Below are 26,511 nucleotides of genomic sequence, written 5' to 3'. Positions count from 1 at the left end.
GGTAACTTCGACTCGATTTATCCCCTCCAATAGGGCGAGAGGGCTGCAGTCACCCTTCGCCAATCACGCTTCCCCTGATCATGCCTGAATCAGATTCCATCACCGATTCCAGTCACCTCGCTGAGATGCTTACGCCCGATGTGACCGCCCGTATCCGAGCCTCGAGGGAGCGGGCCGATCGGCTTCGGGAGTTCATCTGTGGCCACCTCCCCCCTGGGATCGACATCGAGGTGGTGCTCACCCCGGCTGTCCAGACCGCAGCGGTCCTCCCTGCCGACCTCGAGGCCATCCTGCGGAGCGATGCAACTGACCTCGAACGCGCCCAGGCCGCCCGGTTGTTCGACGGGGTCGACGTGGACTTTCTCGTGCTCATCACGACGAGACCCGCGCCACTCGAGCGTATCCCGCTGAACGACCAGCTCACCGCCGACCACGCCCATCAGTTCGGCCTCGCGTTCCACGAACTCCTCCACATCCTCAAGACGGCCATCCTCCGGATCGCCGACCTGCTCGACGACGAGGTGGATTCAGAGTACCACCAGCAGGTCCACGACCTCATTAACATCATCGAGGATGGGGCGATCGAGCGCGAAGCCATCCACGGGTCGAACTTCTCCGATAACGCCGGCGTCCGCCTTGAACTCACGCGGCGCATCCACTCGCAGACGCCTGACGACATCGCGGATGACCAGCAGGCGCGGTTTTCCTTCTGGGATGCGGTGACGAGCGCCCTGTACGAGGCGGTGATCTACCCGACCGGTACGACTGACGTCCTCCTCGACGAGACCGATGACCGAATCGCGTTCGCGTCCTCGGACGACGAAGACGCATTCCACCAGGTCCACGCCGACCTCGACCAACTCGCTGCGGAGGCTCTTTCGATCCGGAGTACTGATCCCGACGATACGACCGCCACGCACGACAAGACCGCCTCGCTCAGGCGAGCCCACCGCGTGATCGAGACGTGGACTTCTACGCTCCAGTCCCTCATCGAATCGCGATCGACGGAGGAGCCCGAGACGGAGGGTCACGGAGTCGAGGAGCCCGGACCGAAGGGTGAAGGCAAGCGCGACACATCCCAGTCTGCGTTGACGGAGGCCGAGGTTGGACCGACACCTGAGAGTACAGGACCGGGTGTCTCCCTCGACCGCGAAGCGACCAGCAATCCCTATCAGGACGTCCTCGACCAGCCGTCGGTGACGCCAGACCCGGACTCGACTTCCATTGACTCGTCGTCGGGAGCCGATGCGACGACATCCAGGAGGACGGCCACCGACTCATCCGCAGCTGAAGTTGGGAGAGATTCGTCGGGCTCGACTTCGATTCGGGATCAGGACGGTGCCAGCGATATACGAGAGGATCGACATCCAGGGGTCGAGTACGACGAGGGAGCCGAGGAATCCCCGTCACGACAGGAATCACTCGCTGGTGCTGTCGAGCGAGCTCGCGAGCGCCGACAAAACGGTGCGGACGTGGCTCCCGGTCGGGCTGGAGCCGGTCCCGCCGATGGAGAGCGGATCGCTGGCCAGACGTCGCTTGATGCGTTTGGGTCGGCTGATCCGTCGTCTGCTGATGATTCATTGGAAACACCGACTGAATCCCCCCTCGGCGAGTCTTCGCCATCGGGGACCGCTCTAGAGTCGCCCGGAGACCCGTCCGGTGTGGAACCGACGGAAGTGGATCTGTGGCCAGCAGGGCCTGCTCACGGCGCCGACGAGCCCGATTCCGACCACGAGGTCTCGACCTACGAGGAGGCACTCCAGGGCGATCGTGAGGCGGCTCACGGTGAGGCCGCCGCTGAGCGACTCGACCAGGCTGCGCTCGAACGAGAAATCGATCGTCTCAAAGAGGAACTCCAACGGGCGTCAGCGGGTCAGTCAGAGAGCGAAATGAATTCTGCCAGGACATCTGCTGGTGATCGGTCGGCTGGCGGGGCTGGTGTAGGCGTCGACCAGTTGGAGGACCTCGAAATCGTTCCCGTCAGCGATGAGCTGGTACCCACTCACGAATGGGATGCTGTCGAAGACGGTGCCCCTCGGGTCGCCCAGATTCTCGAGAAGGAACTCGCCCTCGAACGCCAGCGCGGGACGCGGACTGGCCTGACGACGGGGAACTACGATACGCGGGCCGGACACCGCCTCGCCATCGGGGACCCGCGCGTCTGTAAAACTCGAATCCCCGGTCGAGAGAAACGGTACAGTCTCGTGCTCGTCCTCGATCGGTCTGGCTCGATGCGGCAGGGGACACCCTCGAAGATCGAGGTCGCGACGCAGGCGCTGGCCCGGTTCGCCGTCGCGGCTGAGGGACTCGGCATCAGGGTCGCAGTCATCGATTTCATCGACGGCGAGGCACGACTCCTCAAGCCGTTCTCGATCGAGACGCGCCACGTCCAGTCGACGCTGCTTGAGACGGGGTGTGGCGGCGGAACGCCGCTGGCTGACGCTATTCGTCTCGCTCGGACACTCGTCGAAACCCAGCGTGACGAACCGCTCATCATCACCGTTACTGACGATCAGCCCAGCGATGCCGAAGCGGTCAAACGCGAAGTCCGAGCGTCGTATACCCCCGTCTGCTCGTTGACCATCGCGACCGATTGTGCCCCCGGGACGCTGGGGTCGGATGCCGCCGAGCTGGCGGCCGTCTATGAACGACAGGCCGCCGTCTACACTGTCGAAGAGCTCGATGCTCGCTTAGATCAATTCGCGAGCCTGCTCACCGGGTTCTGATTCCTCCCGGTGGGGTGGGAGGTCGTCTCCGAATCTGTTCGACGGACGCAGTCCCCATATCTGGGGGTGTGTCTCTCTGCAGCGAGCATTTAGCTGCCACAGGGGGCTGAGCGGGCCAGAGCTACCCCGCTCAGAGACCACACATGCCCGAGCGACGTATCCACCCGACAGATGAGACGCTTCCCCCACTCTGGTTACCTCCCGCTGCCCTCTCCAGAGGGGACCAGGGCTACGGTTACGAGGTCGACCGACAGCCACCGGCAATCGAGCCGATCGAACACCGGATTCGGCTTGACTTCATGACTGGTGGGCCTATCCAGCGGTCTGGCCTCCTCGAGCGGTATAATCCGTGGATGAGTGGCCCGCATGATCCCGACCCCTGGCACTCGTCAGGCCGGTCGAAGCCGCAGGGGCTCGTCTACGCCGAAGCCTCGTGTCGGCGAGCGCTCGAGCAGGAACGGCCGTACTACGAGCAGGTCGACGACGACCACGGACTCGAGGAGGCACCAGATTTCCTGGCCCATCGGCTTCGAGCCTGTCGTGACGCCGAGGATCCGCAGAACGCTCTTGAGGCCGAACGCGAGCGTCGTGAGAACTGGTATCAGAAGATCATCCCGTGGATGAACCTGTATCACGTTTGCAAGCGCTCCTCGTACGGCTCCCTGATTCCACATACCGAGTCGGAATCTCGTGATGTCGAGTCACTTCTCGAGCAGAACGCGTTCGTCGGGATGGTCGTCGTCGAGGACCTGGCCGATCCCGACGCGGTGGCTCGCGAATGGGGGCTTCCAGCGCAAGTCGTCATTCGCGAGCGGCGTCTCTCATCGTGTGGTGATGCCGTCGCACCGACGCCAAGCGAGTTCGGGATAGAACTGCCTGCTCCACTGCTTGTTGGTGAGTACGCCAGCGGAGGTCGGTATCCCCTCGTTCCGTGGTCGGATGGGCTCGTCTGTGCGTGCCCGTACAAGCAGGACAAACCATGGCGCGTGCTGTGCAAACACGAGTTGCTCGCTGCCGAGATCGCCGGGAGGCGCGAGTCGATCTTTCTCCCAGTCACCCGTGGGGTGGCGGTCCCACATCGAGCGAGACGGTTCGTGAGTCCGACGATCGCCAGTCGATATACACCGGCTCCTGAGCCGGGAGGTCGTCCCCGGTGAGACTCGCCTGGGGATGGACACGGAGGTCGAAGATCGCTACCCGGTATCCACCTTCCAAGCGTCCGGTATCGAACCGGTCCAGTTCGGTTCTCTCTCGTTGCTCGGTGGGATCCACCTGTTTGGCCTGTGGTAACAGTTAATCTGCCGCTCGGTGAGGGGTGCGTATGCGGTCTCCAGACGACTTCGAGGTCGATCTCAGTGCCATTCGGTCTGATCTCCGTGACATGGAGCGGGATACCATCGAGCAGCGCAAACGGTTTGACGAAGGGCGTGCCCTACAAGAGACCCACCGGCTGGAAAGCGAGGTCGAACTGGAGGTGCCCGAGCCGGTTGCCGATCACGTCCGTGCTGTCGTTCGAGAGTCGGCGGGGATGTCCGTCGACGAACGCGACCTCTTCCTGTATGAAGCGTTGATCGCGTTCGAGGAGCGGACCACGCGGTACGTCTTCCCCAACGGAGATGTGCTCGAAGCTGGCCCTGACGGCGTCGTGTTCACCCCCGCCTCGGACGGCTAGGTCGGGGGCTCGCGACCCGTCACCGAACGGGTGATGCGGTGTCTTCAAGTCAGCATTCGGGATAGATCTCTCTCCGCCCGGGATGTGATGGTGACTCGTGAGGGAGCCTGCTAGAGCCTCGGCTGAACACAGTGTCTCTCCGGACCCCATCCAGCAGTCGTGGTGGTTCCAATTCTCTGTATGAGGTGTCAGCCAGACGTCAGCCAAATTCCTGAGCTTTAGTACCGAGGAGCCCGAATTTCGAGGTACAGGTCCGGCAGGCCTGACCCACCATGTGGTCGGATGACCCACGGCCGATGCCCGAGTGGATCCAGCGGGCCTACGAGATCCTCGTCTCGTACACCGCAGATACCACCGACGGAATCCCACGGGGTCGGGCCCAGGAACTGCTGGTTGCCCACGAGGAGTTTTCAGAGGACGCAGCCGACGCGGAATACGCCATCGAGCGCTTGCTCAGCCGTGGATGGCTGTACGAAGTCGACGGGGAACTTCGCATCACCGACCGAGACCGGTAGCCCTCCTCCTTCAGTATCCTCGCTGCAGTACCGACGCCGGGAGCCCATCCGAGACGTCGGTCGATCATCCACCTTCTCAGGAGTCTCGCCTCCGCGTTTGATCCCTCCCACTGGTTCTGGAGCTATTCACAGCCCATGACTGAGGGTCTATTTCACCGACGGACGCTACTGGAGTAAATGGGATCACGGTTTACGTCGTACGGATACGACGTAGATTACGCAATTTACGCCAATCACGGAGCGCGTTCACTGAGATGGACCGTTGATCAGCCGCTGTTGATTTCTGTTATCGTTTTCGACGTTCTGACAGAGAGGACCGTGACTGCTGGGGTCCGTGAGCACTGGGTGGATTCGAGGGTGTACGCATTGCGTACATTCTGCATCTTCATACCGACCTACCGCCGAGAGGGGATGCGCCTCGACGAGTCACTCCCGGAATGGATTCACCGTTGCTGGTGGATCTTCCGGAGCCTCGATTGGAGGCCGAATCGATCATGCAATCCGGATTCAGGCGGTCGACGAGGTCGGCGCTGCTCCTCATCGGCGTGGTCACGCTGGCCGTCGCAGGACTCCTCGTCCTGCCCAGGGGTGTTACCGCTCCTGTCGCGCCGGCTACTACATCGGTCATTCTCGAGGAGGAGCCCACGCATCGCGTTTTCTTCGAGAACCAGCGGGGGCAGTCCCTCTGGGTCTACGACGTCTGGGTCGCCGATACTCCCCGAGAGCGGTATCAGGGACTCAGCGACACCGAGAAGATTTCACGAGATCATGGGCTGCTCTTCGTCTACAATCAAGAGGCCGACAGGCGGACCTTCGTGATGCGCGGGATGCGCTATCCGATCGATATCGTGTTCATCGATGGGACAGGCACGGTGACGGCCGTGCACTCGGCTGTCCCTGAACCCGGGACGGTAGAAGCAGACCTCACCCGCTACGCCGGCCGGGCGAGGTGGGTGCTGGAGATTCCCCACCGCAGCGCAGACAGACACTACATCGTGCCGGGGACGACGGTTCGAATCACCGGCCCAGCGTATGCCGTCACTCCACAGGGTGCGGTGTCGATGGTGACCCGCCGTGATGACAGCAGAACGAGCGCTCGGTGATGCGATCACCCCCGACCACACTCCGCAGGAACGACCATCCTGTTCGCCCCGACCACCCGATACGTGTGCTCATGATTCCCACACAATCAGCCGACAGTCCGCCGCAGTCCGAGTCGACCAGCCTCCCATCCCGATCATCAACTACGGGTTCTGCATCCGCTGCTGATGGGGCACTCTCTCGCCGAGGCGTGCTCGGTGTCCTGACGATCGGTGGATTGGGGGCCCTCACCGGCTGTACGACCGTCCTCGGGTCACCGAAGACCGATGCGACTGCTGAGTCAGTCCTTGCAAGCGGGACGGATGCCCCTGCCGAGCCAACCAGTGAGGAGTCATCCGTGACGTCGGCGGCTCCGAGCCCGGGGTTGTCGACCGGGCCGGAAGATGAGCCTCGAGACACCGCACAGGCCCAGATCATCGAGGGGCCCGTCGAGAGTCGGGCGTCCAACGTGAGTCCCTATGCTGATCCCGTCGATGGCCTCGCGCTGACGAACGTGAGGCTCGCGGTGGCAGCGCCGTTCCGACGCGACAGTTTCAATCAGATAGATGATACGATTTCGATCGGCATCGAGGGAGAGCGCTTTACGGCGACCGGGCGCGGGCACGTCGAGTGGGAGTGTGACGGCGTCCAATTCAAGACGGTGGTGGTCGACGGCCGTGACGCGCGCGTCTACCTCGAGACGACTGAGACCGATTCCTGCCGGACGCCCAAGAACAAGGCTGGACGTGGCCCCTGGAGCGTCTCGTTCACCGTTACGGGGGTGTTCGTCGGTGGTCGTCCCGACTCGTTGCAGTTGAGTATTCAGGGCCCGTTCATCGAAAACTCTGGTGTGTTCGTCACGGAAGCGCTCTGATTCGACTTGTATCGATCATATGCACAGTATCGGTGGGACGACGGCATCCGAGGGTACGTGTGATGAGTAGGCACATAGTCTCCGACGATAGAGTTGCATCCCACAACGGAGGACAATCCCATGGTAGCGCAGCCTCTCAGTAGCGACGACCGTGACTTCGTGACGATCTTCAAGACCGGCTCGGTCGATCCTGACGACTATCCAGAGCTGGCCGAGCACCCGCTCGAAGGGCGGACGCAGCTCGCCTCGGAGACAGGGTATCTGATGAAATTCGGTGACGTCTCACACCGAGGCTTGACTCCGTTCGATGTGGTGTCACTCCACGACGTCCCGGCCTACCCCCTGCCGAAGACCGCGCTGGAGTCACTCCCGGCGCACGTCCGAGCCGATTTAGAGCAGAACGGTGCCGTCCAGATGTTTGCCTCGTACGACCGGGACCAGCACCGATTCGAGGACGTCACGCTGGCCTGGGAAGACCAGGAGTTCCTCGAACGTATTGCCGAACTCGTTGCCGGCGACCTGTCGCTCCACGAGGCCGTCGACTGGACCGTCGTTGAGGAGGCCGAGCGCTACACGGTTGCGCAGTGGGTTGACATCAGAGGGGTCACCGAAGACGCCGTCCGCTCGAACGTCAATTCGGCTCGCGAGAAGCTGCTTGCAGAGGAGGACCGTGACCCGACGGGGAAAATCGAATGAGGCGTCCTTCCGGCCAGAACAGGTACTTGCACGATACACAGCACTCTGTAGGACTCATTTGATACAACAGCTCATCATCGAAATATCACGGTGGAACGTCTGACAGGAGTATTTAACTGCTTCCTGTCATAACATGTGGGCCTGGATTCGTCGCGTCCCGGATTCGATCTAGATGGGAGGTCAGGGGCAGGGACTCACTCCGTGCGACTGAACCACTTTGCGAGCCCGGCACTCGTGGCCATCTCGACGACGCCGAACGCGACCGCCGGCAGCGACGCGATCGTCGGGAGCCCCGCCGCGATCACGAGTGCGGCTGCGACGGCGAAGTCCCGCATCCCGACCGAGAGGATCGAGGCGACCCGCGTCGGTCTCGGCCCCCGATGCCCGACGAGGAACCCGACCGCGTACCCGAGTCCGTTCAGCGTGACGACGCCGGCCCCAACCCCAGCCAGCAGCGACATGTTCGTCCGAATGATATCGGCGTTCGCGGCGGTCACGCCACCGATGATGAGGATCACCATCACCGCCGAGACCGCCGGATAGTAGGCGTCATAGCGACCGACACGATTTGGCTGGTACGCCCGTGCGCCGACGGCGACCAGCATCGGCACCACGACAGCGACGACCAGCTGTTCGACGATCGGCGTCGTCGGGACATCAATCCCACCGGCGAGGAGGGCGACGACGAGCGGAATGAATCCCACGCTACCGACACCGATGACGACCAGTGCAGTCGTCGCGAGTGCCGTGTCGCCACCGGCGAGGTCGGTCATCACCGGCGTCACGAGTTCGGGTGTGACCGCACCGAGGACGACGAACCCGACGGTGAGTTCCGGCGACAACCCGAATCCTCGGGCGACGCCAAAGGCGAAAAACGGCATCGTAACGTGTCCCGCGAGAACGAAGCCGAGCGTCCGGGCGTCGATATCACGGAACTGCTCGACCGAGAGCGTCAGCGAGATGCTGCCGATCATCACCGCGAGGATGAGTGTCGAGGCGCGCGTTACGACCGCTAACTGCGGGAGAGCGACCCCCAGGCCGACCGAGAGCAGGATCCACAGCAGGAGGTAATCCTCGATCAGATCGGTCAGCGTCAGTCCAAGCATCGGCCTGTGGATATCGAAGTCATCACATCGCGTAATCACGCCGTCTATTCGTGGGTCTGTCCCGTTCGCTCTTCGATGATCCGCTCTTGCATCTCCTCGATCTTGACGAAGTGACAGAGTGGGTTCCCTGGATAGACAACTGGATTTTCGAGCACGCCGACGAGCAGCCCCGTGAACGGCGCCTCAACGACGGTCGGGTCGGATTTGAACGGATTCGTGATCCGGCAGATGGTCTCGCCCTCGTGGACGAGGTCACCCCGTTCGTGGTGCATCTCGACGATCCCACCTGCGTCGGCTCTAAGCCACGTTTTCTCGCTCCAGCCCTCGATGACCGTTCGCCATCCTGGCCAGCGGACGGTCTCCTGTTGATAGATCCCGTACTCGGCGAAGACACTTCGTACGCCGTCGAGGGCGTGGTCGATGAGTTCCCGCTCGAAGCGGTGCGCCTCGCCCATCTCAAGGGTAATCGTGGGGATTCCGTCCTCGGTGGCCTCCCGCCGGAGCATCCCCGAGGAACCCTCACCAGCCATGATGAGGTTCGTCCCGAACGCGCGTGCGAGTCTGGCAGCCCCCTCGTCGTTCATGTCGGCGCGGACGTGGAACATGTTGTTCCGACCCCTGGTTGAGGTATGAAAGTCGAGGCCGAAGTCACAGGGGGCGATGAAATTATCGTAGATGCTGTAGGCGATTCGGTTCGAACTCGTACTGTTTCGTTTCCCCGGGAACGCTCGGTTGAGGTCACGCTCGTAAATCGGTAGATAGCGTTCCTGCGTGGTGAATCCCTGCACGTTCAACACGGGCAGACAGACGATCGTCCCGCAGACGTCCGTGTGATTCCACTCCTGCGCGACTTCTCGAACGACTTCGATCCCGTTCAGTTCGTCTCCGTGGATGGCTGCCGAGAGAAACGCTGTCGGGCCAGGACGCGGCCCGTTGATGATCGTGACTGGGATCCGAACCGGGTCGCCCAGGTATGTCTCGCTCACTGCGTAGCGCAACTGCTGGGTTTCTCCCGGGTCGACCTGGCCACCGTCATACGTGAAAGGCTCTGGCTGATCACTCATCGCCCAAGAATTCGGACGGCTTACGAATTAAATGAGAAGAACGGGTGTAACTGTCTTGCACGCCCGCCGAACCGGTAATAGATGACACCGATGATCTAGACGGGAGGCAACTCCCATGACAAGCGCTTCTCCCGACTCATCACAGTCGGACAGGATGACGGGGACGACGCGATCTGCGAGCGTCGATTGTGCCCAGACTGCAACGGGAGTGTGCCGTGTCGGTGTGTTGAGTCCGCACAACAGCAAGGAGACCAAAGCGATCCTCAACGCCGTTCGCGTTCTGGGTCACGAACCGGTCTGGATTCGCGATGAGAACGTTAGCTCGTGGATCGAGAACGGGAGCGTCCAACTTTCGCCGCAGGTCGACGTGCTCGTCAACCGGTTGTTGCTCACGAAAAGCGACCAACAGCTCGAGGACCTCCAACTGGCCGCACTCTACGCCGACACTACACCCGTAGTGAACCCACCGCAGGCAGTCGCGAACACACTCCACAAATACCGATCGGGGACGAAACTCGCCGCAGTGGGGCTCCCGGTGCCCGACGCCTACTTCGGCCGATCACCGCGAAAATTCGAGGAGTGGCCGGAGCATCTGCCCGACGAGGCCGCACACAAACACACGATCGGAACCAACGGGCAGCGGATGTCCGTGGTCTCCCAGAACGAGCCTGTCGGTCCGACGATCGACGACGAGCAATCGTTCGTGCAAGAGTTCCTCGAGGAACGTGGTGACCGTCCCTCCGATGTCCGGGTGTACGTCGTCGGTGACGACATCGTCGGTGCCATGCGACGCCACGCTCCGGCAGGTGACTGGCGGACGAACGTGGCCCTCGGTGGTGAGGTCGAAGGCATAACGGATGAACTCGAGTCGGAACCCCGTCGGCTCGCGCGTGAAGCGACACAGGTGCTCGGATTAGACGTCGCTGGCGTCGACCTGATGTCTGTCGACGGATTGTGGTACATTCTGGAGGTGAACGCCACGGCTGGGTTCAAGGGGCTCTTTTCGGCGACCGGGATCTCTGCGGCACCGCACATCGCCCGACTGGCGATCGAACGCCTCGGCGGGTCCGTCGAGGACTCTGCGATCAGCGACCTCGAATCGACCCTCGACGATTCCGTTCCGGACTGCAAGCCACCACTCATCGAGGACCAGGGAGACGAGGACGTCCTCGGGTACACCACCCGGATCAGGATTCACGGCCGGGACGGAACAGAGAAGGCCGTCGCCAAGGCAGACACCGGTGCGAAGCGAACGAGCATCGACACCGACCTGGCCGGTCAAATCGGGGCCGGCCCGATGATCGGGACGACAGAGGTGCGTTCCGGGACTGGCAGTGGGACCGAAACACGGCCACTCGTCGGCGTGGGTCTGTGTCTGAACGGGAGCTGGCGGACTGTCACGGCCAGCATCACCGACCGGTCCGAGATGACCTATCCCGTTCTTCTCGGACGTGACGTCCTCGAAGCGTACACGCTCGATATCAGCCAGACAGGCGAGGAATAACCACATGCAGAGAAGTCGATCCCCTAATGGACATCGAACCGATGAACCACCTCCGGAGCGAATCCTTGTCCCCAACTCGCTACCCCCGGTACAACCGCCCGTATCGACCCGTGCAGGACACACAGACGCCCCCCAACCATGGCCGTAACGAGACGAACCGTTCTGGAACAACTCGCCACAGCAAGCGATGCGGGCCAGCGAGAGACGACGACAACGGCGGCTCTCGCAGCGATGCTCGAGACCGACGAAGGGACGATCGAATCCCATCTGAATGGACTCGCAGCGTGCGAACTAGTCCAAACGTACCCGGACGGTCGAGTCAGGATAACGATTACCGGCGAAGAGCTACTGGCTCTCGATACCGATGAAATGGTGATCGTCGATTCGAAGTAGGAGCTTCGAACCGATCGAGAGGCCAGTATTTATCGGTGGCCAAGGCGAATACCGCACGGCTTGACCTTGGGATGAAGCCGACACACAGGGACACAAACCATTAAGTCGAAATATCACTGATCAAAAGACAGCGATGGAACACAGTCACCGCTACCACGCCTACCCGACACAAGAGGTAGCGGCACGACTGGAACACCATCTCGACCTTCATCGCCAACTCTACAATCACGTCCGCTGGGACTCCACGAACAGTCCCGAGGACGACAAACCGAGCGAGTACGATCAGAACAACAAACTCCCCGAGTGGAAACGCAATTGGCCTGTGTTCCGCGAACTGCACTCGAAAGCCGCACAAGCCACCGTCGCTCGCTTCCACCACAATCTCTCGAACCTTCGCAAAAAGAAAGAGAAGGGATACAACGTCGGTCGTCTCAAGCGACAAGCACCCACCGACTACCGAAGTGTGACATACAATCAGAGTGGTTTCGACCTCGATGAAAAGAGGGGCCGCGACAGGTATGCCTACGTACGCTTCAGCAAAATCGGCTGGGTCAAAATCCGCTACCACCGCCCGATTCCCGACCACCCCACCATCAAAGAAGTCACGTTCAAGAAAGAACGAACCGGCGAGTGGTTCATCTCATTCGGGTTGGAAACGGATGATGGTGACCTCCCCGAGAAACCTGACGTGGACTCGCTGGACGCGAGCAACAGCGTCGGGATTGACCTCGGCATCCTCCACTACATCCACACCAGCGACGGCAAGACCGTGGACTCGCTCGACCTCGAAGACGACTACGAGCGTCTCCGCCGCGAACAACGCAAACTCTCGCGGAAGGAGAGGGGGTCGAACAACTACGAGAAACAACGCCGAGAAGTGGCGAAGGTCAAGCAACATATCCGGCGGAAGGTACTGGACTACCAGCACAAGATTACGACGTGGCTCGTCCGCGAATACGACGCCGTGTTCGTTGAGGACTTGAACGTGAAGGGGATGCTCGACCAGTCGCACAACGCTCGCAACAAGCAGGACGCGGCGTGGCGACAGTTCATCACACTCCTCGAATACAAGGCCGACCTGTACGGCTGTCACGTCGTGCAGGTCGAAGCACGAGGCACGACCAAAGAGTGCGCTCGATGTGGTGTGGAGACGGCGAAACCCATCTGGCTCCGGGAACACTCGTGTCCTTCGTGCGGATTCGAGACGGACAGGGATGCGAACGCGGCGATGAATGTCCTCACGCGTGGTTTTGCTAGATTAGGGCTGGGATGGCCCGAAGACACGCCCGTGGAGACTGTGACCGCTACGGACACGACTCAGTTTGAGTCTGTGTCTGCACGTCACGTCGTAGAAACGGGAAGCCTCGGGGTCGACCGAAACGGCGAAGCCGTTTCGTGATGACTAGAGAGCGAAGCTCTCTCGAACCACTTGACCCCGAAACGATTCACCGGCTCCCCACATAACAGTCGACACAAATGGAGGTACACACTACCGATGTCTGATCGAAGTACAACCCAGTCCGACGACGAGAGTGACGAGGTCCAGTACGATCCGAACTCCGGTCGATACGATATCTACGAATGCTCCGTCTCCGATTGTGACAACGTCGTTCTCGTGGTCGGGAGCGACGATCCACCGATGTCCTGTCACGATCAACCAATGGAGCGGGTTACAGAGGTGGATATGAGTGTGAAACCACCGGACGTGAGACAGGTCCTCCTCCAGGCGTTCGGTCTTCCCAAGGCCGGACTGGATATCTGTCTGTGCGTTATCGGTGAGGGGCCCCTCTCGGCGATCGAGGTCGCCGAACAGCTCGGATACGACCGAAGTACGGTCACGCGGTATCTCAACAAACTCGTCGAGCTAGGATTGCTTAGGCGGTCCGAGCTCAATCGAGAGGGTGGCGGCGTCGTCAAGGTGTATCACTCGGTCGACCTCGAACGAATGCGCCGTGAGACGCTCATCGGGTTCTACGTCTGGGCTGGGGAGGCAGCCTCCCTCATCGAAGACGCGAACCTGACGAAACAGGACTACCTCAAAGAAAATCCGGATCAAGACCTGCCGGATGTCTTCTGGGAGTCGTTCCCGGATGACTAATTGTTCGAAGGGAACATCACGGAACAGCTATACCGAACCACGGAGAGCGGCGATGAGTTCGTTACGGCCTCCGCAGAGGTGGCATGTTGACCGATATGACCAGCGGCCCGGTAATCACATTGAGTTCCGAAGCCGAGACACGTCCCGATCCTCGGCACGCTTGACGAGCGGTCACTCATCAGATCCCCATCGCTTGAACCTCACCGCGGAGTGGATACGTTTACTCTCGTGTTGAACATTTACGACTAATGACCCGACGTCGAACGGTGCTGACAGCCAGTACTGGGACCCTGCTGTGGCTCGCGGGCTGTGGAGGTCGTGGGTCCGATCCGACTCCAACGGTCGAGTCGAACCCGACGCCAGCTACCGACATCCCCTCTGGCCCATACTGGTACACCCACCCCCAGTCGACTGGCAATCGGTTCCTCTCCGGGGCCACGGATCTCCGGAACACCGAGCCCATTCGGTTCGCTGTCGACGGTCGGCCAGTGTGGCTGGTCGCCCATCCCGCACCGCGAGGGAGTTACTGGACTGTCGTCACGGCGGAGGGTACCGCTACCCGATTCCAGGTCTACGACGGGGCGATATCCGACGAGACGCGTCTGCCACAACAGATTCCCGGACGCCCGCCGGTAGTAGCAGACGGCGACACCGAGCCGGAGCTTCTCGACCATCCGTCGATCATGAGTCAGAACGCGGGCCAGATGATGACGTCTGGGGAGGGGATGTCCCGCCGGCTGTTCGTGGCAGAGAACGGTGACCTCGTCGTCGATGGCGACGACCGCTCTCGTCTCCCTATTGACGCACCGCCCGATATCCGACCAGCAGCAATCGGAGACGGGACGTACGTCGTCTACGGTGACGTGACGGGCCGCTACGGGCACGGCGCGCTCGGTGACACACTGGAACCGTCGTCTCTCGTCGTGGTCGACCCGACGGGTCCGGAGGTGGTCGCTCGAACGGTGCTCGATGCTCCCCTCGTCTTCGAGGGGTTGCAACCACTCGTCGCAGATCTCGACGGCGATGGGGAACCGGAGATCGTCACCACGATTGCCGACTCCGAGAACGGGGCACGCATCGCTATTTACTCGCCAGCTGGTGAGCGCATCGCGACTGGCCCCGTATACGGCCCCGGCTGGCGTCACCAGCTCACAGTCGCACCGTTCGGTCCCGATGGTACCACGGAACTCGCCGCCGTTCTGAAACCGCACGTCACCCACACGCTGGAGTATTACCGGCTCGAAGACGGTGATCTGAACGTTAGGGCCACCGTCGATGGAGTTTCGTCCCACACGTACGGGTCCCGCAACCTCGACGGAGGCGTCGCAGCCGATCTCGATGATGATGGTACTGTGGAACTCCTCGTCCCGACGACCGACCGTCGCCGACTCGTGGCCGTCGTCCGAACGTCTAGCGACGCACAGATTCAGTGGGAATGGGAGTTAGATGACCAGCTGACGAGTAATCTCACTGGCGTTGGTCTCGATGACAGTGGTGTCGCAGTGGGTGCCGCCACTGCCGAGGACGTATTCGTCTGGTCAGCCTAATCGACGCTATCCGGGACAATCACTATCGTCGAACGATTGCCTCTCGGATCCTTGGTCTCTCAGCCCCGTTTCTCCCGAATCGAGATTGACCACTATCGCCAGTCCCCCGTACTCGTGTATCTGATCGTGTCCACGGACAACGACACAGGTTACGTCCTCGGGAATCTCGATCGTCTCGGACCGCGTAAACGGCTGCTGAGAGTGCGCGTGCAGAAGTTCGCGCCGACCGAGACGCGTCCCGTCTAGTCGTTCGACCTGCCACCAGTTTGCGTATCCTTCCTCACCGTCGTCATCGTGATGCAGAGTCACGTCGAACGTGTACGTCCCGTTCTGTTCCTCGAAAGAGACGTCGACGACGTTCGCCTCTCGTAAGTCAAGGTCGTCAGTTCCGGCGCTATCGGTGGTTTCTGCATCAGAAGTACTGTCGGTTCCTAAGCCGTCGCTTGTAGACGTGTCCGAGGTATCGCGCGTCCCCGTCGTTGCCTCGTCGGTCGTGTCCTGACCATCTTCCCCGGGACGTGACTCTTGCCCGCTGTCTGCACAGCCAGCCAGTGCGGCGAGTGGAATCACGCTCCACCGGCTCAGAAGACGACGTCGAGAGAGATACCGCGTTTTGTTCATGAATCAAGCGTTCGCAGGGAGGGCAAATAACGCCACTCGTTACCCGCTTGCAACATCCGGTTCAAGTACCTCTTCGTCATACACGATTTGCGAGAAGCCGAGACGCTCTCGTTCTGAACGTGTGGGACCTGGTCGTCGGCTGTGGCCGCATCCTTGAATAGAGCATCATCCATCATCGGCCGGAGCGACCCCCGTAGCCGGTTCCGCTCGCAACTCTCGCCAGTAGCCCTGGACGTATGCCCCGACGAACATTCCGGCAATCGCGATCAGGATCGGGTAGTTCCCGATTCCGACGCTCGCGTATGCAGCTCCCGGGCAAATTCCTGACAGGCCCCAGCCGACACCGAACACCGACCCGCCGACGACCACGTTACGGTCCAGAGACTTCACCCGGCGACCGTAGACGTCGCCAGTGAGTGGCGCGAGTTGAGACGTGCGACTCATGATCGCGATGGCACCGCCCATTACTAGACTTCCTGCGCCCATCACGAACAGCAAGCCGAGATCCTGAATCTGGAGGAAGTCCAGGACGACCTCGGGATGGGTCATGTGACTCACACCGAGTCCGAGACCGAACACGACACCACCCACGAAGATCACTGGCATGAATAGTGGGTGGCGAGCCTCGCTCATGGGGACACCCCCGCTGCCTGGACGAGCAGGGCGGTGCCGACGGCGAAGCCCACGAACGTGACGACGTTCACCAGCGAGGTGTTCGAGATGGAACCGACGCCACAGACGCCGTGTCCGGACGTACAGCCCTTCCCGAGACGGGTTCCGATACCGACCAGAACCCCACCGACGGCGAGACGCCACGGTTGGACCTGGGTGACCCAGATACCATCCTGGAAGGTGACCGCGTAGACGGCGCCCCCGACGACGATTCCGACCGTGAACACGACCCGCCAGTCTCGCGACCCCACGTACTTCGCTCGATTGAACCGCGAAAGTCCAGAGGCGTACGAGAGCGTCGTTTCGAGGAATGTACTCGCACCGGCGATGATACCGGTACCGAGATAGATCGTTGCAACGCCGACTCCGATCAACAGGCCACCGACCAGATATCGGGTGATTCCATTCGGGAAGAAGCCGGCGACGACCGCGAGAGGGTCCACGTTACACCCCCACCGTCTGGTCTGACGCGACCGGGTTCGTGGGCGAGGTTGGTGATAGAGAGGTCGTCCGCTCTCCGGCCGCTGTCACTCCGTATCGAACAGTTCGTGGCCGAGTGAACACCGTTACCCCGAGCTGTACTTGGATGTGGTCTCTTTCTCCGTCAAGGATGCGAGTTGCTGTCGCAATATGTGGCTGTTCTTCCGATCTCGAAGAAGGTGACACAGTGGGTCGAGCGAGCATCTTGCCCCGATCTGGGCGGGATATCGAGTTAAGCACACATCGGACGTGCAGGCGAGCCACACAGCTGACCTGACCACGATTTCGCCGAATCGCTCGATCAGAATCTCGCAAGCTACGCGAACGACCAACCGACCAGATGCAGCCACAACTACGAGCAGTCCGACTTCGAAAGTGGGAGTATGTGGAACACTCACCGCCTGCCGTCGACGACCTTCGCCGCCGTCAGTACAGGGTCCCAGGTCGTATTGAACGGTGGTGCGTATGCGAGGTCGTAATTGGAGAGTTCGTCGACGGTCGTCCCCTCAGTCACTGCCCCGACCAGCGCGTGACTCCGGTGGACCGCACCTTCGCCGTACTCGGAGACGAGACTGCCGCCTAAGACGCGACCGGATGGCCTGTCGACGGTGAGCGTCACCTGCACGGTGCCACCTTCGGGGTAGTACCCGGCGCGAGACTTGGCTTCGATCGTCTCCGTAATCGGCTCGAAGCCGGCTTCCCGGGCTGTGTCGTGGTCGAGAATCCCGGTCCTGGCTGCTTCCACCTCGAACGCCTTGACCGCCGCTGTGCCGGCGACACCGCCTCCTTCGGTCGGCTTGCCTGCAACGGTCTGGCCGATGGCCCGTCCGTGTCTGTTCGCCGTCAGTGCGAGAGGAATGTACACCGGGTCGCCGGAGATGACGTGTTCGGCCTCCGCACAGTCCCCTGCTGCATACACGTCGGGGACATTCGTCTCCCGGTAGGCGTCAGTCGCGATTGCGCCCGTCTCGCCGAGTTCGATCCCTGCATCCTCGGCAAGGTTCGTCCGAGGTCGGACGCCAGTCCCCACGAGGACCATCTCGACCGGGACGCGGTCATCCTTGGTGACGACTGCCTCGACCGCATCACTCCCCGCGAGCTCACGCACTTCAGTGTTCAGATAGACTGCAACATCCTGCTCACCGAGATGATCGAGGACGGTTTCGCTGGTAGCCGTGCTGAACTGCTTGAGAATTCGGTCGCCCCGCTGGAAGAGATGGACCTCGAAGTCGTTGGCAGCCAGCGCTTCGGCCATTTCGACGCCGATGTATCCGCCGCCGACGATCCCGACCGGCCCGTTGCACGTCTCCAGAAACTGGCAGGCGGGGCCGCGGTCGGGCTGCTGGAGGTCCCCGGTCGAGCGGGCCCGCCCGACGTACTCGCGGAGTTCCTTGCCGTCAGACATCGAGCCGAGCGTGTAGACACCAGTCCGGTCAAGGCCGTCGATCGGTGGAGTAACTGCCTCCGACCCCGTCGCCACGAGCAAGTGGTCGTACTCTTGGACGACTTCTCCCTCATCGCTCCGGGCCGTGACGGTCCGGTTCGAGGGATCGATGTCGACGACCTCGTGGCCCGTCCGGAGATCGATGTCCCGTTCCTGCCGGAACTCCTCCGGTGTGACCGATACGAGATCCTCCAGCGACTGGATTTCTCCTTTGATATAGTACGGGAGTCCGCAGGCACCGTAGGACACCCATTCGCCCTGCTCGAAGACGACGACATCGAGGTCGGGGTCGTCGCGCTTCGCTTTACTAGCTGCAGACATCCCAGCGGCGTCCCCGCCAACAACGACGAAAGTTGACATAGAGACTGCAACGGACAGCCGATTTATAAACACGGCTCGCGTGTGTAACCCGGTTTCAGTGTCGGAAGCGTCCGTGCAATCGAATCGAACCGCCGGGAGAGCTTCTTTGTCGTCAGTGTCGTCGAGAGAGATATGGCCGACTTCGACGTCCTCGTGATCGGCGGTGGAACGGGCAACAACGTGGCGGCGGCGGCAGCCGACGCCGGCCTGAAGACGGCGCTGGTCGAACCGGGTCCGCTCGGCGGGACGTGTCTCAATCGGGGGTGCAACCCCTCGAAGATGCTGATCCAGGCGGCCAACGCGGTCAATCACGTTCGTGAGGCCGAGCGGTTCCACGTCGAGGCTACACTCGACGCTGTCGACCACGCCGCGGTCGTCGACGAGATGGACGACCTTCTCGGCGGCATCGCTGAGGACATGGAGTCGCGCTACCGCGAGAAGGCGAATCTCACGCTGTTCAAGGAACGCACGGAGTTCGTCGACGAGCGGACGGTCCGTCTCGGCGGCGAGGCGGTCACGGCCGAGAAAGTGGTCGTCGCAGCCGGGAGCCGTCCCATCGTGCCGCCGATCGACGGCCTCGAGGACGTGGACTACCTCACGAGCCAGGACGCGCTGTACCTCCGCGAGACGCCGGACAGCCTCGTGATCCTCGGGGGCGGGTACATCGCTGTCGAGCTGGGCTACTTCTTCGACGCGATGGGGACGGATGTGACCATCGTCGAGATGATGGATTCGCTGGTCCACCGCGAGGACGGCGACGTCGCCGAGGCGTTCACCGACATTGCGGCCGACCGCCACGACGTGTACACCAGCCACCGGGTGACGGCTGTCGAGGAAGACGGCGAGGGGTACGCCGTCCATGCGGAGACGGACGCTGGCGAGGAGACGACTGTCGAGGGGAGCGAGGTGCTGGTTGCACTCGGACGCCGCCCCAACAGCGACACGCTCGACCTCGAGACGGCGGATATCGAGATCGACGACCGAGGGTTCATCGAGACCGACGAATACCTGCAGACCACAGCCGAGAAGGTCTGGGCGCAGGGCGACATCGCGGGCAATGCCCTGTTCAAACACTCGGGAGACTACGAAACCCGGCACACGGTCGCGAACGTCGTCCACGGGGAGTCGCGGGCCATCGACCTCTCGGCGATGCCCCACACGATCTTCACAGAACCACAGATAGCCGGCGTCGGGGCGACCGAGGAGGATCTAAACGACGGGGATACGGAGTACGTCGTTGGACGGGCCGATTACGCCGACTCGGCGATGGGCCGGGCGAAGAAGCTCGATCACGGGTTCGTGAAGGTGCTCGCCGCCTCCGACGGCGAAATTCTGGGCGCTCATGCCATCGGCTACGAGGCCTCGACGCTATTGCACGAGGCGGTCCTCGCGATGCGCACCGGCGCGACCGTCGACGATGTCGCCGGGGCGATCCACGCCCACCCGACGCTGAGCAAGGTGGTCGAGGCGGCGTTTCAGGATGTCCCTCTCTAAACAGCCTCGTCGGAAGACACCATCTCAGCACCCACTTGTAGTGATATTATACTATATCAATCGATTACTGGATGATCTTGAAAGCGTTTAACGAGCGGGTAGATTCGTTATTCGAACTCCGAACTAATCTTCGAGCCGCAGCTCTCGACCTGTTTTCACAGGAGTTCTCCTATTCGACGGGGTATTTCGCTACGATACTGAACGGCTGTTTGTTCGCGCCGTCGTTGCTCACCTTCTGGTTCGTCAATGGCCTGATCGACTTCTCCACCGCTATCACTATCGGTGCGGTCGCCACGCCCGCTGGCCTCCAGATACGATTGCTCGCATACGTCCTGCTGATCCCGACGTTCTTCCTCTTGAGGGTCGGTATCCATCTGCTCCACCCGACTCACCGGCGACAGATTCTGACGGGATCGTGTCCGAATGCTCGACTGTTGAGCCTTGACTGGTTCAGCATGGGGATTCTCGCGACGGGGCTCCCGCTCGCCTTACAGGACTTCGGCCCGTGGCTGGGAATGAATATCGCGTTCCTGCTGGGTCTTTTTGTCCTGCCACGCCCTCTCTCTGCCCGGCGAGCGAGACTCGTCAGGCTCACTGCGGTTGTCCTCGGTGTCGCGCTGTTCCTCTATGCGAAGTACGGGCAGGCGATGATCGTGCTACCGCCACCACAAGTGGTCCTCGGCCCGATCGCGACGTTCGCGCTCGGAGACAGGGCTACGGAGTGGCTCCTTCGACTGGTCAACAGCCTCCTATTCGGTCCTCTAGTCGTGGGCACGTTTGGGGTGTTCATGAACCACGTGCTGACGCGCCCGGAACTCACCGAGATTCCCCTTCTCCATCACACGCTCCCCCGACGCGATCCCAATTCTGTCGTCGTGACGAGCGCAGCCCTGGGAACCATGTTTTATTTATTGGTCGTCTTGGCGGCAACCGGACACGCTGTTCTGGTGCCGTAACAAACAGAGAGAACGGGTTGGCGACCGTGCCCGTTGTCTCGGTAACGGTAGCTCCCGACCCCGTGGAGCAGGGAGAGGGCCGTTTTACGAGAGTCATTGCATAGTTACGAGAAACTCCCGTATCCCAACCTCCAGACGTACGTTCCCGGCCTGTGTTTATCAATCACGGATTACAGCTCGGCACGAAACTCCGCCGCGCGTTGCTCACCGAGATCTACCAGCTCTCTTGACGGTGTCCGGACCGAAGTGGGATCATCGAGCACGAGAAGGTCGTCGGCAGTCACCTCCGGTTCTGAGAGGTCGAACGTATCGGTAGACATGCGCATACGGGAGTACGCCGGCAGCGCGTAAAGAGGTGTGTCGAGCGTGTAACGCAGGAGCAACGCCAGCCGGCGCTCTCTCGAGTTAATAGGGCCTCTGCTTCTACGCGAGCAATTCGCTCGCGAGCACGATCACGCCGACGATGGCGAAGACGACACCGAGCGCCGGTTCCATAATCTCGCTGGGAACGTACTTTCCGACCCGGGTGCCGATCGTCCCGCCGATGAGGACACCGGGGATCGACCACGCTACGACATACCAGACAGGCGTAGCGGCTAGTGCATGGACCGCTGCGCCGGCGATGGCGGCCACCGCGAGCACGAACACGCTCGTCGCGATCGCCACCCGAGGCGCCAGTCGGCACCGGACGATCAGCTGGGTTGTCGTGATCTCCGGGAGCCCGGCGCTGATCAGCCCGGTGATGAAGCCGCCGATGGTTGCCAGGCCGACGCCTGGCGGTCGCCAGCAGGTGTCGTACGTGTACGTCTCGCCGTCGCTCGTCTCGATGGTCGTCGTCCCGCGTCCAGTGTTCTTCTTTTTCAGGAACTCGCCCTCACACTCGCCCGGGACGCACTCCTCGGGCGGGTCGTAGTAGACGAGGAACGCACCCAAAAGGAGGAGTCCGGCGCCGAATGCGATCGTGAGTAGCGCCGTCGGGACGACGTGGGCGGCGAGCGCCCCGACTACGACGGCCGGGACCGCACCGAGCAGGAGCCACTTTGCCGTGGCGTAGTCGACGACCCCTTGTCGGACGTAGTTCAACAGTCCGTTTCCCATCCCGAAGACTTCCGTCAGGAGGCCAGCACCGATCGCCTGCGAGGGCGACAGCCCGACGAGCAACATGAAGAACGGACTGAAGAACAGCGCTCCAGAGACGCCCGAGGCGAGGGCGACCATCGAAAAGAGGATCGAGGCCGGGAACACCCACCAGTGGGCAAGGAACTGGTCGACCGGAAAGCCAGCCGGAACTGGAAGCGATTGTAACGCGACCGTCCCGAGATCGATACCAGTCCCCCCTCCGAACAGCGGCAGGGTGAGTACTCCAGACAGTCCGACGACACCACCGAATGCGAGAACGGTAGACCGAGTCATGCTCGGAGCCCCCAGCGAGAGCGTCGTTCCTTCGGACACATGGGCGACCCAGGTGGCTGGCGATTCTGACCCCGGATAGGCAGTCTGCGGTCAGTTTTGCTGGTCACTCCTATCCCTGCCATCTATTCGAAGAGTTCCGAGACGGTTTCCTCGTCAGGGGTCCAGCCGACGAACTCGCCGCCTTCGAACGGCAGATCGACCGAGGCGATGTAGTTACACAAACCCACGTAGAAGTCGACGAGCAGACCGAGGGCAACGATCTCGCCGGACGAGTAGTGACGCGTCAGGGCGCCGTGGATCTGGTCGGTGACGGTCCCGGACTCGACGGCACGGGCGTACTGGAGCAGGACGAACTCGGCGTCGTCGAACATGGAGAGATCGCCCCCACCGATGGCTTGCATCTCCTCGATCGTGACCCCCTTGTCGCGGGCGATGTCGACGTGCTGGTGCCACTCGTAGCGAGCCCCACGGGCGCGGGCTACGGTCAGGATGACCAGCTCCTTGCGTCGCTGGCCGAGCTGATCGTACAAGACGTTCAGGTACTCCAGCGTCGCCTCGAGGACTTCCGGGTTGTGCGCCCACGCCCGGAAAATGTGGCGATCGCCGAGATACTCGTCGGTGAACAGGTGGTGATACTCCTCTGGGATGTCGTCTAATTCGAGTAGCGGGAGTCGGGACATGTGCGTCTGTGTAGTATGATTGGTGGAATCGTGGGTCTTGCGGGGATGCTCGCTTCGCTTCGTGTCGTGACTCGGTGTCCTCTTAGGCGAGGATGCCAGCTCCGAGGAAGGCGCCGAGAACGACGCCGTAGATGACGTGGACGGTGCCGAACATCATCATCATGCTTCTATCGGGTTCCATCCCGATGATCATCCGCATCCAGAACATCATCCCCCCGATCATGAGGACGATGCCGTAGACGAGCCCGAGGCCGATGGCGACGCCGATAGAACCGAGACTAAGCCCGATCAGCGGAACGCCGACCGCGAACACCGCGCCAGCGACGATGCCGTAGACGAAGTGCAACGCCATCCCCGGCATCGCGTAGTCCTCTGGCTCACCGCCGGCGAATTTCGCGACGAGCGCTGCCGTCGGCGGCGGCCCCCCATCGCCCATCATCATCATCGCGATGGTCATAACGATCGTTGCTACCACGCCGCCAGCGAGACCGGCAATAACTGATGCCATGAGTTCAGTTCTATCAGACGCACGATGACTACTAAACCACGATGCGGCCGTTGAAGAAAGACGCACACCCGCGAAAGCGTCTGAAAGTGCCACCACAGAGAGTCTGATAGAGTCACATGGAGAGACGGAATGAGGCTGGGAATATGTGTAACCGAGGGCTGATCTGCCTGCACTCACGTGGCCGGTCAGTGCCGGTGTTTCTGTCAGGGTTGATTATTACGCTGGGAGCGAATGGATGAACATGACTGGAGAGGATACAGATACCGTTCTCTATCCAAATAGACGGAATCCACCCACCTCTGCGGAAGGGGTGTCTCGTCGAAACTTACTCGCTGGGAGCGCAACTGCCGGAGTCGTGGCGACGGCGGGATGCGTCGGTGGAGATGGCGGCAGCGAACCCGCCGAACAGCCAACGGTGTTCGTTTTCAACACTGGCGACGGCACGGCGAGTCTGATCGATCCCGAGAGTGACGAACTCGTCGAGACACGAGCTATCGACCTCTCGTCATCGTTTCCCTCGAATCAGTACACCCCGGGCCTGACTGACGACCTGGACGACTCGCTGTGGCTCAACGTCGGTCGTGGGGTTCGAGGCCTCGCAGTCGGATCGTTCTCGGAGACGGCGGCCGTCGAGACGGGATCCGGCGCGAACTGGCTCGAACAGACGCCCGACGGACGCCACGTCATCGTCAGCGCCAGAGAACCCAGTCACAGACAGTTCCGGCTCGACGCCGATTCGGCATCGGAAACGTTCGGTGAGGTTACCGCAGTAATCGATCGGGCCCTGGAGGGCGGGCGTGGTGAGAGAGACGGTCCTGGCCCGTGTGACGTCACGATACACCCTGACGGTGAATATGCGTACGTTCCGGATCTTTTCGGAGATACACTGACCGTCTTATCCGTCGAACCGTTCGAGATCGTTACTCAGGTAGACGTAGAACCAGTCGAGGACGGTCCTGCCCGACCGTGGATGGGGACCGTCGCACCGGACGGGCAAACCCTGCTCGTCGAACACAACGAGGCCAACGGAGGTAGCGAGAGTATCTGGACCCTCGACGATCCAGCCGCACCGAGTGAGACGGGTCGACTGACGGTCGAGGACGGACTCGGACGACGACCGCTGACCAGTGAGATTGGTCCGGACTCCGAGACAGGATACGTGTTCACGCCGGGCTCGAACGACGTGACCGTCGTCGACCTCACGGACGGGACTGTGACCACGCGACTCGACCTTGGTGGATCAGCATTCGTCGGGACGTGGGACCCCTCACGGACGAAGCTTTACGTTCCCGTCCAGACCGCTGACGAGGTGGCGGTGATCGATCACGAGCGTAGGGAGGTAGTTACGCGAATCAGCGTCGGGCCGAGCCCGTACGGGGCGACTTCGGCTCAGGTCCGGCCGCAGAGCGATCCGTCGGCTGCAATGGCTCTCGCAATAGCTCGACTCGGCATCTCGGCCGAGCAACCTGAGACGACCTACTGTATCGGGAACTGCGCGTGCGGCCATCGATTGTGAGGGCACCTACGATTCCCGAGTGCGACGACGCGGGACTTTTGCTATTCGACCGAGACACCTCGCATATGGCGTCAGATTCCACAGAGAAGCACGAATACGAAGTCGTCGTGGTCGGCGGGGGGCCCGCTGGAATGACGGCAGCCCTCTACAGCACGCGACTTGGACACGATACGGCCGTCGTCAACCGTGGTGGTGGACGGGCGGCGATGATGCAGGAGGTGCACAATCTCCTCGGCGTGAAAGAGGAGACGAGTGGGGCGGAATTTCTCGGAATCGGTCAAGAACAACTCGAAGCGTACGGGTGTGATATCCACCGCGATATGGTCACGACCTGTGCGCGGACCGACTCGGACGGCATCCGACTATCGGGTAACAGCGCGGAGTACGAAGCCGACCGTGTCGTTCTCGCGACCGGGTTCAACGACGTTCGACCGGAGCCGCCACTCCCCCGGACCGGGCGTGGCCTCCACTACTGTCTGCACTGTGACGCCCACATGTTCGTCGACGAGTCGGTGTACGTGATGGGACACGCCGAGAGCGCCGCCCACGTCGCGGGTATCATGCTGAATTTCACCGACGAGGTCGACCTGCTCACCCGAGGTAACGACCCCGAGTGGAGTGAGAAGACCGCCGAGATGCTCGAGAATCATCCGATCGACGTCGTACACGACGACGTCTCGGGGGTCCAGAACGGCGAGGACGGCTGGCTGAAAGCCCTCGAGTTCGAGGACGGAACTGTCCGGGAGTACAAAGGCGGCTTCGCAATGTACGGCGCCGAGTACAACAACGGGCTCGCCAGGGAGCTCGGGTGTGACATCAACGACGACGGCACGATCGAGGTGGACGACCACGGGCGGACGTCGGTCGAGGAGGTCTACGCCGTCGGTGACTGTACGCCGGGGCACAATCAGATACCGGTCGCGCTCGGTCAGGGCGCAAAAGCCGGCATCGACGTTCACTTCCAGCTCCGAGACTTCCCACGGGACCCCGACCTCCTCGAGGAGCAGGGACCAGTCCGCTCTGAAGAGGTCCCGGGAATCCCGGACGAACTGCTCGAACAGGCCGTCGACTTCCACACGTACGGAGAATGAG

At 61.7% G+C, this 26,511-nt stretch carries 26 protein-coding genes; 16 read left to right on the top strand and 10 right to left on the bottom strand.

The genetic code is table 11. From position 1 onward, the window contains the following. Nucleotides 1–80: 80 nt before the first annotated feature. The 7 genes from WDJ58_RS24905 (at nt 81) to WDJ58_RS24875 (ending at nt 7,563) form a co-directional block, all read left to right on the top strand. Nucleotides 81–2,726, top strand: a complete 2,646-nt coding sequence (locus WDJ58_RS24905) for a VWA domain-containing protein (RefSeq protein ID WP_338918299.1) — start codon at nt 81–83, stop codon at nt 2,724–2,726. Nucleotides 2,727–2,869: 143 nt separating this feature from the next. After that, a complete protein-coding gene (locus WDJ58_RS24900; protein WP_338918298.1) occupies nt 2,870–3,883 on the top strand; it encodes a hypothetical protein in 1,014 nt (337 codons plus the stop codon). 164 nt (nt 3,884–4,047) lie between these two features. Further along, on the top strand, nt 4,048–4,398 hold the full coding sequence (locus tag WDJ58_RS24895) for a hypothetical protein (protein ID WP_338918297.1): 351 nt from the start codon (nt 4,048–4,050) through the stop codon (nt 4,396–4,398). A gap of 296 nt (nt 4,399–4,694) precedes the next feature. After that, nucleotides 4,695–4,913: a hypothetical protein gene (locus tag WDJ58_RS24890; protein ID WP_338918296.1), complete on the top strand. Its 219-nt coding sequence runs from the start codon at nt 4,695–4,697 to the stop codon at nt 4,911–4,913. Between the two features lie 455 nt (nt 4,914–5,368). Then, complete coding sequence (locus WDJ58_RS24885) at nt 5,369–6,016, top strand: DUF192 domain-containing protein (RefSeq protein ID WP_338918295.1); 648 nt, start codon at nt 5,369–5,371, stop codon at nt 6,014–6,016. 188 nt (nt 6,017–6,204) lie between these two features. Then, nucleotides 6,205–6,867: a hypothetical protein gene (locus WDJ58_RS24880; RefSeq protein WP_338918294.1), complete on the top strand. Its 663-nt coding sequence runs from the start codon at nt 6,205–6,207 to the stop codon at nt 6,865–6,867. 159 nt (nt 6,868–7,026) lie between these two features. After that, nucleotides 7,027–7,563, top strand: coding sequence for a hypothetical protein (locus WDJ58_RS24875; RefSeq protein WP_338918293.1), 537 nt, complete (start codon nt 7,027–7,029; stop codon nt 7,561–7,563). Between the two features lie 194 nt (nt 7,564–7,757). On the opposite strand, the gene WDJ58_RS24870 is transcribed toward WDJ58_RS24875, so the two are convergent. Both WDJ58_RS24870 and WDJ58_RS24865 read right to left on the bottom strand, forming a co-directional pair. Continuing rightward, nucleotides 7,758–8,660, bottom strand: a complete 903-nt coding sequence (locus WDJ58_RS24870; protein WP_338918402.1) for a bile acid:sodium symporter family protein — start codon at nt 8,658–8,660, stop codon at nt 7,758–7,760. Nucleotides 8,661–8,713: 53 nt separating this feature from the next. Continuing rightward, the gene (locus WDJ58_RS24865; RefSeq protein WP_338918292.1) at nt 8,714–9,733 is read right to left on the bottom strand and encodes a succinylglutamate desuccinylase/aspartoacylase family protein; all 1,020 of its coding nucleotides are present in this window, start codon (nt 9,731–9,733) and stop codon (nt 8,714–8,716) included. A 154-nt stretch (nt 9,734–9,887) separates the two neighbouring features. On the opposite strand from WDJ58_RS24865, the gene WDJ58_RS24860 reads away from it, so the two are divergent. The 5 genes from WDJ58_RS24860 (at nt 9,888) to WDJ58_RS24840 (ending at nt 15,275) form a co-directional block, all read left to right on the top strand. Continuing rightward, complete coding sequence (locus tag WDJ58_RS24860; protein WP_338918291.1) at nt 9,888–11,237, top strand: RimK/LysX family protein; 1,350 nt, start codon at nt 9,888–9,890, stop codon at nt 11,235–11,237. 138 nt (nt 11,238–11,375) lie between these two features. Further along, nucleotides 11,376–11,630, top strand: coding sequence for a hypothetical protein (locus WDJ58_RS24855; protein WP_338918290.1), 255 nt, complete (start codon nt 11,376–11,378; stop codon nt 11,628–11,630). 133 nt (nt 11,631–11,763) lie between these two features. Further along, nucleotides 11,764–13,029 carry an RNA-guided endonuclease InsQ/TnpB family protein gene (locus WDJ58_RS24850; protein ID WP_338918289.1) on the top strand — a complete coding sequence of 422 codons (1,266 nt, stop codon included), beginning with the start codon at nt 11,764–11,766 and terminating at the stop codon, nt 13,027–13,029. 96 nt (nt 13,030–13,125) lie between these two features. Further along, the gene (locus WDJ58_RS24845) at nt 13,126–13,728 is read left to right on the top strand and encodes a helix-turn-helix domain-containing protein (protein ID WP_338918288.1); all 603 of its coding nucleotides are present in this window, start codon (nt 13,126–13,128) and stop codon (nt 13,726–13,728) included. Nucleotides 13,729–13,976: 248 nt separating this feature from the next. After that, nucleotides 13,977–15,275, top strand: a complete 1,299-nt coding sequence (locus tag WDJ58_RS24840; RefSeq protein ID WP_338918287.1) for a hypothetical protein — start codon at nt 13,977–13,979, stop codon at nt 15,273–15,275. Between the two features lie 6 nt (nt 15,276–15,281). Here WDJ58_RS24840 and WDJ58_RS24835 read toward each other — a convergent pair whose 3' ends face one another. From WDJ58_RS24835 to WDJ58_RS24820, 4 genes are all read right to left on the bottom strand, one after another. Further along, nucleotides 15,282–15,896: a hypothetical protein gene (locus WDJ58_RS24835; protein ID WP_338918286.1), complete on the bottom strand. Its 615-nt coding sequence runs from the start codon at nt 15,894–15,896 to the stop codon at nt 15,282–15,284. A 165-nt stretch (nt 15,897–16,061) separates the two neighbouring features. Beyond that, on the bottom strand, nt 16,062–16,529 hold the full coding sequence (locus WDJ58_RS24830; protein WP_338918285.1) for a DUF6691 family protein: 468 nt from the start codon (nt 16,527–16,529) through the stop codon (nt 16,062–16,064). After that, entirely contained in the window at nt 16,526–17,011 is a 486-nt protein-coding gene (locus WDJ58_RS24825) for a YeeE/YedE family protein (RefSeq protein WP_338918284.1), read from the bottom strand. The genes WDJ58_RS24830 and WDJ58_RS24825 overlap by 4 nt, the downstream gene beginning before the upstream one ends. Nucleotides 17,012–17,442: 431 nt before the next feature. After that, entirely contained in the window at nt 17,443–18,852 is a 1,410-nt protein-coding gene (locus tag WDJ58_RS24820; RefSeq protein ID WP_338918283.1) for an FAD-dependent oxidoreductase, read from the bottom strand. Between the two features lie 132 nt (nt 18,853–18,984). On the opposite strand from WDJ58_RS24820, the gene WDJ58_RS24815 reads away from it, so the two are divergent. Both WDJ58_RS24815 and WDJ58_RS24810 read left to right on the top strand, forming a co-directional pair. After that, nucleotides 18,985–20,346, top strand: a complete 1,362-nt coding sequence (locus tag WDJ58_RS24815) for a dihydrolipoyl dehydrogenase family protein (RefSeq protein WP_338918282.1) — start codon at nt 18,985–18,987, stop codon at nt 20,344–20,346. A gap of 71 nt (nt 20,347–20,417) precedes the next feature. Beyond that, a complete protein-coding gene (locus tag WDJ58_RS24810; protein ID WP_338918281.1) occupies nt 20,418–21,302 on the top strand; it encodes a hypothetical protein in 885 nt (294 codons plus the stop codon). Between the two features lie 170 nt (nt 21,303–21,472). Here WDJ58_RS24810 and WDJ58_RS24805 read toward each other — a convergent pair whose 3' ends face one another. From WDJ58_RS24805 to WDJ58_RS24790, 4 genes are all read right to left on the bottom strand, one after another. Further along, nucleotides 21,473–21,622 carry a hypothetical protein gene (locus WDJ58_RS24805; RefSeq protein WP_338918280.1) on the bottom strand — a complete coding sequence of 50 codons (150 nt, stop codon included), beginning with the start codon at nt 21,620–21,622 and terminating at the stop codon, nt 21,473–21,475. 103 nt (nt 21,623–21,725) lie between these two features. After that, nucleotides 21,726–22,754 (bottom strand): sulfite exporter TauE/SafE family protein, encoded by a 1,029-nt coding sequence (locus tag WDJ58_RS24800; protein ID WP_338918279.1) that lies wholly within the window; start codon nt 22,752–22,754, stop codon nt 21,726–21,728. An 83-nt stretch (nt 22,755–22,837) separates the two neighbouring features. Next, nucleotides 22,838–23,395 (bottom strand): carboxymuconolactone decarboxylase family protein, encoded by a 558-nt coding sequence (locus WDJ58_RS24795; protein ID WP_338918278.1) that lies wholly within the window; start codon nt 23,393–23,395, stop codon nt 22,838–22,840. Nucleotides 23,396–23,477: 82 nt separating this feature from the next. Then, nucleotides 23,478–23,903: a hypothetical protein gene (locus WDJ58_RS24790; protein WP_338918277.1), complete on the bottom strand. Its 426-nt coding sequence runs from the start codon at nt 23,901–23,903 to the stop codon at nt 23,478–23,480. Between the two features lie 355 nt (nt 23,904–24,258). Between WDJ58_RS24790 and WDJ58_RS24785 the strand changes: the two genes are divergently transcribed. Both WDJ58_RS24785 and WDJ58_RS24780 read left to right on the top strand, forming a co-directional pair. After that, complete coding sequence (locus tag WDJ58_RS24785; protein ID WP_338918276.1) at nt 24,259–25,419, top strand: YncE family protein; 1,161 nt, start codon at nt 24,259–24,261, stop codon at nt 25,417–25,419. A 65-nt stretch (nt 25,420–25,484) separates the two neighbouring features. Continuing rightward, complete coding sequence (locus WDJ58_RS24780) at nt 25,485–26,510, top strand: NAD(P)/FAD-dependent oxidoreductase (RefSeq protein ID WP_338918275.1); 1,026 nt, start codon at nt 25,485–25,487, stop codon at nt 26,508–26,510. Nucleotide 26,511 lies beyond the last annotated feature (1 nt).

Origin of the sequence: Salinirubellus litoreus (assembly GCF_037335815.1) — an archaeon.
GTDB lineage: Archaea > Halobacteriota > Halobacteria > Halobacteriales > Haloarculaceae > Salinirubellus > Salinirubellus litoreus.
The sequence above is the reverse complement of the archived record's forward strand: the minus strand, read 5'-3'. Positions and strand labels throughout refer to the sequence as shown.